Origin of the sequence: Gordonia sp. (in: high G+C Gram-positive bacteria), assembly GCF_049647785.1 — a bacterium.
Taxonomy (GTDB): Bacteria; Actinomycetota; Actinomycetes; order Mycobacteriales; family Mycobacteriaceae; genus Gordonia.
In genome coordinates, this window is sequence record NZ_JBARYI010000066.1 from 60,158 (window position 1) to 67,183 (window position 7,026).

Sequence of the window (7,026 nt, forward strand, 5' to 3'; positions counted from 1 at the left end):
TCACTCTCCGTTCGATGCGGTGCCGACGATGGCGAAGAAGACGTCCTCCAGGGTCGGTTGCCGTTCGACGTACTCGACTTTCGGTGGGGGCAGCAGTCGTTTGAGTTCGTCGACGGTGCCTTCGGTGACGATCCGTCCCTCGTGCAAGATGTAGACCCGATCGGCGAGCGTCTCGGCCTCGCCAAGGTCCTGGGTGGTCAGGAGGACGGTCGTGCCGGCTTTGGCAAGATCATCGATCACCTTCCACACTTCGAGGCGCCGTTGCGGGTCGAGGCCGGTCGTCGGCTCGTCGAGGAAAAGCACTGCCGGGTTTCCGATGAGGCTCATGGCGATGTCGAGGCGACGACGGGTTCCACCGGAGTAGGTGGCGGCTCGTCGGTCGGCGACTTCGGTGAGTCCCAACCGGTTGAGAAGCCGGTCGGTGCTGCTCGCGGGGTTCTCGACGCGGAGGAGTTTGGCGATCATGGTGAGGTTTTCGCGCCCGGTTAGGAGGCCGTCGACGGCGGCAAACTGGCCAGTGAGGCTGATTGACTCACGGACATGTCGTGCGCCTGAGCGCACGTCGAACCCATTGACCTCTGCTGTGCCAGCATCGGAAGGGAGCAGTGTGGCCAGGATCCTGACGAGAGTGGTTTTGCCCGCGCCGTTGGAGCCGAGGAGTGCGGCCACTCGGCCGCGGGGCACGTTGAAGGTGACACCGGTGAGTACCTTGACGTCGCCGTATGCCTTCTCAAGGCCCCGAACGCGGATAGCCGGGGAGCTGGTGGTGCTCGGTGAGTTCATGGTGGCGATACCTGACTTTCTGCGTCGGACAGGGCGTTGTGACGCCGTTGCCAAAACAGGATGCGCGGTTGATGCTGCATCAAGGTCAAGCCGTCGAGTGAAACTATTTGCCGTTGCGCATTTCCCCAGGTGGAACTGTGGATTGACGCTCTCCTAATCCACACTTGTCGTTAGCCGTTCCGCTGCGGCGCGGAACTGCCCAGCCTTGGTGAATGACAAATTCACTGAGTATCCAACCCGGCGGTCACACCAACCCGATGCCCGATCCTGGAATTCTGCTGGCGGCCGTGCCCGGTCTGCTCGGCTTCGTCCCTGAACAGTCAGTGGTGCTGGTGGCCTTCCGCGATCGCCGAACCGTCTCGGCCACCATGCGCCATGACCTCTTCCTCACCAAAAGCGGATTCCCGTCGGCCGGGATGCGGGAACTTTTCGGCACTCTCGGAACCCTGGCGGAGTCGTACGACGCCGCCGGAACGGTAGCGGTGATCATCGATGATCGTTACCCGCCGACAGACAAGCGGTATCGCAAGGTGGCCGAGGTTGCCGAAAAGAGCTTCCGAAAGGCCGGTGGGATGTCCGCAGTGTTTGCGATGAACAAGGCAGCACTGGGCGCGGAATGGCACACCATTTGGCGTCCACCGACTGAGGCTGCCTGCGTCCTTCCATTCGAGGGGGAGCTCCCGGACACGGGTACGCTCAGTGATCCGAACGCATCGCCTACGGCCTTGGAACGCGCGGTCAATACGGGGCGGCGCATCTTGTCGAGTCGCTCAGAAATCGCTGCTCTCCTTGAACCCGAACCCCATTGTGCGGACGAAGAGTGTCGGGCTCAGTCACCGCAGCCAACCCGTCACGTCCCTGGCCGTTCCGATGCCCGCGGGCTGGCCTTCACCCTCGCGACAATCTCTCGCTTCGATGGCGGCGACACTCATCTGAGCTGCGAGGACCTGAATGGCTTGGCCGAGGCGCTGGTGTCGATTCATGTGCGCGATGCCCTATTGGGGCTCAGCCTCACCGGGCTGCGCGGCACGTGCGAAGATTTCTGGCGGACCCTCACCAAGCGGCTGCCTGCGCCAGCTCGGGCGGCAGCGGCGACCTTGCTCGGTTATCTGCACTACATGGCTGGCGAGGGAGCCTACGCGGGGATTGCCTTCCAAACGGCACACGACGCCGACCCCGAATACAACCTAGCTAACCTGCTCGATACCGCGCTCTTTAACGGGATGCGACCGAAAGAGCTCAGCGGTCTGGCCGAATTGGCCTACGACATCGCCGAGCGTCTCGGTGCCGAACTCCCGCCGCCGGTGTTCGCGGCGGCGGGATAGTCCGCGCAGTTAATTCTTGCTGGGGGTGACGAAGATTGCGTGAGAGATTTCTGACGACAACGTCAAACCGCTGTGTCCCGGGGTCATCAGAGTCACGCTGTGCGGGGTCACGGTGACCGAAACTCGGGCATTGGGAACGACACCTGCCTGGCGCAGCTCTCCGACGAGTTCGGGGTCGGCCTGGGCGTGTTCGGACATCCGGGCGATGACAACGGCACTGTCGCCTTGCGGCAAGTCCACGAGGCGGACAGCCTTGTCCTCGGTCGCAGCTAGCGACAGTCCCAGCTGGTCGAGGCCGGGGATCGGGTTACCGTACGGCGAGGTCGTTGGATTATCCAACACCGCGACAATGCGGCGTTCTACGTTCTCGCTCATGACGTGCTCCCAACGGCACGCTTCTTCATGGACCTCGTCCCACGGGAGGCCAATGATGTCAACGAGCAGCCGCTCGGCCAGGCGATGCTTCCGCATCACCGACACGGCCAGCGTGCGGCCCTTCTCGGTAAGTTCCAAGTGCCGGTCGCCAGCGACGCGCAACAGGCCGTCGCGCTCCATGCGCGCCACCGTTTGGGAGACGGTTGGGCCACTCTGTTCTAGACGCTCGGCGATACGCGCCCGCAGCGGAATGATCCCCTCCTCTTCCAGGTCGTAGATCGTCCGCAGATACATCTCTGTGGTGTCGACAAGATCGTTCACGAAGACTCTGTCCTTTCGCCTGACTCCAGGCTACCTGGTGGTAGTTGGATGCGGGGCACCTGACGCGGTCCCGAGCGGGCGTGAAACCGTTAGCGTGGCAGGGGAAACCGATAGCGTGAACCTAGTGCGCTCCCGGAGAATCCGGGGCGAGCAGGAATGGGGCGACTGTGACTGACGCGGCAATTATCTGGAGTGAACACTTCATGGACTACAAGTGGGCGCATACCCACCCCATGAGTCCGGTCAGGCTGGCGCTGACGATGTCGCTTGCTAGAAGCTTCGGGGTACTCGACGATGTCGAGACCGTCGAACCACTCCCGGTTGACGACAAACTCCTCACGACGGTGCACACGCAACCCTATGTGGACGCGGTGCGGGCGGTTAGCCACGGCAAGATGGCCAGCAACGGGCCGCTCCTGGAGCGGCTGTTCGGCCTGGGGAGCACCGACAACCCCATCTTCGAGGGGATGCACGAGGCTGGATCGATGCTGGTCGGCGGCACGGTCGCGGCAGCCGCCGCCATTACTTCGGGTCGGGTGAAGCGCGCGGTCAACATCGGCGGCGGCATGCACCACGCGATGAAAGGCCATGCCGCGGGCTTTTGCATCTACAACGACTGTTCGATCGCCATCCGCTGGCTCCTTGACCACGGTTACGATCGCATCGCCTACATCGACGTGGACGCACACCACGGCGACGGCGTGCAAGCCGAGTTCGTCGACGATCCGCGCGTTATGACGATCTCGTTGCATCAGCATCCCGCGACACTGTGGCCGGGAACAGGCTGGGCCACCGAGACCGGTGGCGCTGACGCTGGCGGCAGCGCAGTCAACGTCGGACTGATGCCGGGCCTCGGGGACTCGTTGTGGCTGCGCGCATTTCATGCGGTTGTGCCATCGATGATCGAGGCGTTTGCGCCGCAGATCTTGGTGACGCAGGTGGGAGTCGACAGCCATCGCGACGACCCGCTGACCGATTTGGCCCTCACCGTCGACGGACATGCTGCCGCGATCCGAGCGCTCCGCGACCTCGCCGATCGCTACTGCGAGGGTCGCTGGCTCTCCGTCGGCGGCGGCGGCTACGGGGTGGTGAATGTGGTGCCGCGAAGTTGGACACACCTGATTGCCTCCGCGCTCGACAAGGACATCGACCCGACCGCGCAGATCGATGAGGACTGGATCACCGGCGCCCAAGACCTGTCGAAGACCGTCCACCCCGATTACGCACGCCCGCCGGAAGCCACGATGGGAGACGGTGGCGTCACCGACTTCGTGCGCTGGGACGGGGATGCCGGCGGCGAACCCCCACCAGGCGTGTCGGAGGCGACACAGCGCCAAACCGACCAGGCCATTCTTGCCACCCGCCGCGCAGTGTTCCCGCTGCACGGTCTCGATCCGGAGGACCCTCGTGACTGAGAAAGCCGACGCACTCGACCACTCCAGTGACGACGCGGCCGCGTCAACGGCCGACGAAACCGCTCAATCTCAGGTTCCCCGCGAGTATCCGCGACAGTGGGCCGCCGATGTCCTAGCCTCTGACGGCGGCGTCGTTCACTTGCGGCCGATCCTGCCCGCCGACGCCGACCGACTTGTCGAGTTCCACAACGGACTCAGTGAACGCACCCGCTACATGCGTTACTTCGGTCCCACGCCGACGTTGCCCGCCCGCGAGGTGGTGCGGATGACGACCGTCGACTACCGCAATCGCGTCGCCCTGTTGGCGTTCCTGGGTGACCGAATCATTGCGATGGGACTGTACGAGGGACTTGCCGCCGACAACAAGCCCACCTCGGCGGAAGTGGCCTTTGTGGTGGCCGACGATCACCAGGGACGTGGTCTGGGCCCGATTCTCCTGGAACATCTAGCGGGTGCTGCGGCCGAAAACGGCTTTACTCGTTTCGAAGCCGAAGTGCTCTCGGAGAATCCGAACATGGTCGCGGTCTTCCGTGACGCTGGCTACCAGATCTCGCGAGCCTTCGACGGCAGCACCGTGCATGTGGAGTTCCTCATCGACCCGACCGAGGCGCTGACGGTGGTGCGTAATGCGCGCGAACGCGCATCCGAAGCGCGGAGCATAGCCAATCTGCTGCGCCCCCAATCGGTGGCGGTAATCGGCGCATCGACGGATCCGCAGAAAGTCGGCAACGTCTTGCTCGCCAACATCTTGTCGGCGGGCTTCACCGGCCCGGTGTTTCCCGTCAATGGCGCAACCAAGCCGCCCGAGGAGCCAGAAGGACAGCGGCCTTTCGGAGTCCCCGCACCACATACCGTGCGGCCAACCGCTCCGCCGTCGGTCCGCGGTATTCGCTCGTATCCGACAGTCAGTGACATTCCCGATCCCGTCGACCTCGCGGTGATCGCCGTGCCCGCGGCCAGCATCGACCAAGTGCTCGACGACTGTATGGCCAAGGGTGTCCGGACCCTCGTGGTGGTGTCGGCCGGTTTCGGTGAACGGGGCGAAGCGGGGTTGGAGAACGAGAAGCGACTCGCCGAGCAGGTGCGTGCACACGGCATGCGACTGGTGGGCCCCAACGCCCTCGGCGTCGTCAACAACGACTCCGAGATAGCACTCAATGCCTCCCTGGCACCGCGGATTCCCGGTGCCGGGCGGGTCGGCTTTTTCTGCCAATCCGGTGCCCTCGGAATCGCCATTCTCGATACCGCAGCGCATCGACAGATCGGCCTGTCTACATTTGTTTCGGCAGGTAACCGTGCCGATGTGTCTGGCAACGACGTGCTGCAGTACTGGGACAGCGACGACGACACCGATGTGGTGCTCCTGTACCTGGAGAGTTTCGGTAATCCCCGCAAGTTCAGCCGCATCGCGCGCCGCGTCGCGTTGAAGAAGCCGATCGTTGCGATCAAGTCGGGGAGCGGGGCCATGTCGCCGGTCCACGCCCAACGCACCGGGCCGGTCCGCGATGACCGGGTAGCCCAAATGGTGCTCGAACAGGCAGGTGTCATTCAGGTTGAAACCATCGCCGAGTTGTTCGACTGCGCAACCGTTTTGGCGTACCAGCCACTGCCGACGGGACCGCGGACGGCCATCGTCGGAAACTCGTCGGTGATTGCATCGCTCGCGGCCAATACCGCGCGGACCTCGGGCCTGGATGTCGTCAACTCGGTCGACTTGGGGCCGGCTGTCACTCACGAACAACTGGCGACGGCAGTTTCCGAAGCGATGACGGACGATGATGTCGATGCCGTAATCGTCGTGTTCGTTCCGCCGGTCGCCGTCGACTCTGCCGACTACGCGTTGGGGTTGATGGAAGCGGCGCGCCCTGCCGATGGTGGCGACGTGCCCACCAAACCGATCGTGACGACCTTCCTCGCGGTGGAAGGCGTGCCACCGGGCCTGTCGAGGACCGGGCCCGATGGCCTCCCGGTTCGGGGGTCGATCCCGTCGTACCCCACACCCGAGCGTGCGGCGAGTGCGCTAGCGCAGGCGCACCGTTACGCACGGTGGCGGGCGCGACCCAAAGAGCAGCCCGCCCTGATCCCCGAAGCCAGGCCAGAGGACGCCCGCAGCTACGTGCGCGAGGTGATGGGGGAAGACGGTGCCCGCGATCTGACCGCTCGGCAGGCCGCCTTCGTGTTGGCTCAGTACGGGATTGAAGTGGTGCCATTCCGGGATGTGTCGACGATGCATGAGGCGTCGGCAGCGGCCCGCGAGTTGGGATTCCCCGTCGTCGTGAAGTCGCCGTCGCCCACCTGGGTGAGTCGTATTGACCGCGAGGGGGCTCGCCTTGACTTGCTCGATGCAACGGCGGTGGTCTCGGCGTTCAGCGAACTGCAGGCACTGACCGGTGAGAAGACGCTGCAGGTGCAGAAGATGGCGTCGAAGGGTGTCGGCATGTATCTCGGAGTCGCCGATAGTCCGTCGTTTGGCCCGCTGATCTCCTTTGGGCTGTCCGGCCGCCTGTTCGAGGCGCTGGGCGACCGCAGCGTGCGGTCGATTCCGATCACCGAGCACGATGCGCGGGGACTGGTCGACGAACCGAGCGTGCGCACCCTGCTGGCCGAAGACAACTCTGATCCGGAAACGCTGGTCGACCTCCTTCAGCGAGTCTCGGCGCTCGTCGAAGCTGTCCCGGAAATTCGCGAACTGCGCCTCGATCCGATCCTGACTTCACCCGACGGTATCGCCGTCCTCGGTTCACAGATACGCGTCGGCCCGGTGCCCACCTTGGCGGACACCGGGCCTCGACGGCTCGGATAAAGCC

General features: G+C 64.2%; 5 protein-coding genes. 3 read left to right on the forward strand and 2 right to left on the reverse strand.

What is annotated here, in order from left to right:
- On the reverse strand, nucleotides 1-783 hold the full coding sequence (locus WBA38_RS10575; protein WP_424297288.1) for an ABC transporter ATP-binding protein: 783 nt from the start codon (nucleotides 781-783) through the stop codon (nucleotides 1-3).
- Between the two features lie 212 nt (nucleotides 784-995).
- Here WBA38_RS10575 and WBA38_RS10580 point away from each other — a divergent pair, with 212 nt between their 5' ends.
- A complete protein-coding gene (locus WBA38_RS10580) occupies nucleotides 996-2,108 on the forward strand; it encodes a DUF4192 domain-containing protein (protein WP_424297290.1) in 1,113 nt (370 codons plus the stop codon).
- 9 nt (nucleotides 2,109-2,117) lie between these two features.
- Here the strand turns inward: WBA38_RS10580 and WBA38_RS10585 are convergent, their stop codons facing one another.
- Nucleotides 2,118-2,804 carry an iron dependent repressor, metal binding and dimerization domain protein gene (locus tag WBA38_RS10585; protein WP_424297292.1) on the reverse strand — a complete coding sequence of 229 codons (687 nt, stop codon included), beginning with the start codon at nucleotides 2,802-2,804 and terminating at the stop codon, nucleotides 2,118-2,120.
- 203 nt (nucleotides 2,805-3,007) lie between these two features.
- On the opposite strand from WBA38_RS10585, the gene WBA38_RS10590 reads away from it, so the two are divergent.
- Nucleotides 3,008-4,219: an acetoin utilization protein AcuC gene (locus WBA38_RS10590; RefSeq protein WP_424297298.1), complete on the forward strand. Its 1,212-nt coding sequence runs from the start codon at nucleotides 3,008-3,010 to the stop codon at nucleotides 4,217-4,219.
- Complete coding sequence (locus WBA38_RS10595) at nucleotides 4,212-7,022, forward strand: GNAT family N-acetyltransferase (protein ID WP_424322661.1); 2,811 nt, start codon at nucleotides 4,212-4,214, stop codon at nucleotides 7,020-7,022. Before WBA38_RS10590 ends, WBA38_RS10595 begins: the two co-directional genes overlap by 8 nt.
- The last annotated feature ends 4 nt before the right edge of the window (nucleotides 7,023-7,026 follow it).

Bases quoted from the DNA above. Each gene is read 5' to 3' on its own strand.
- WBA38_RS10580 (WP_424297290.1), top strand. From the start codon at position 996: ATGACAAATTCACTGAGTATCCAACCCGGCGGTCACACCAACCCGATG.
- WBA38_RS10590 (WP_424297298.1), top strand. From the start codon at position 3,008: ATGGACTACAAGTGGGCGCATACCCACCCCATGAGTCCGGTCAGGCTG.
- WBA38_RS10575 (WP_424297288.1), bottom strand. From the start codon at position 783: ATGAACTCACCGAGCACCACCAGCTCCCCGGCTATCCGCGTTCGGGGC.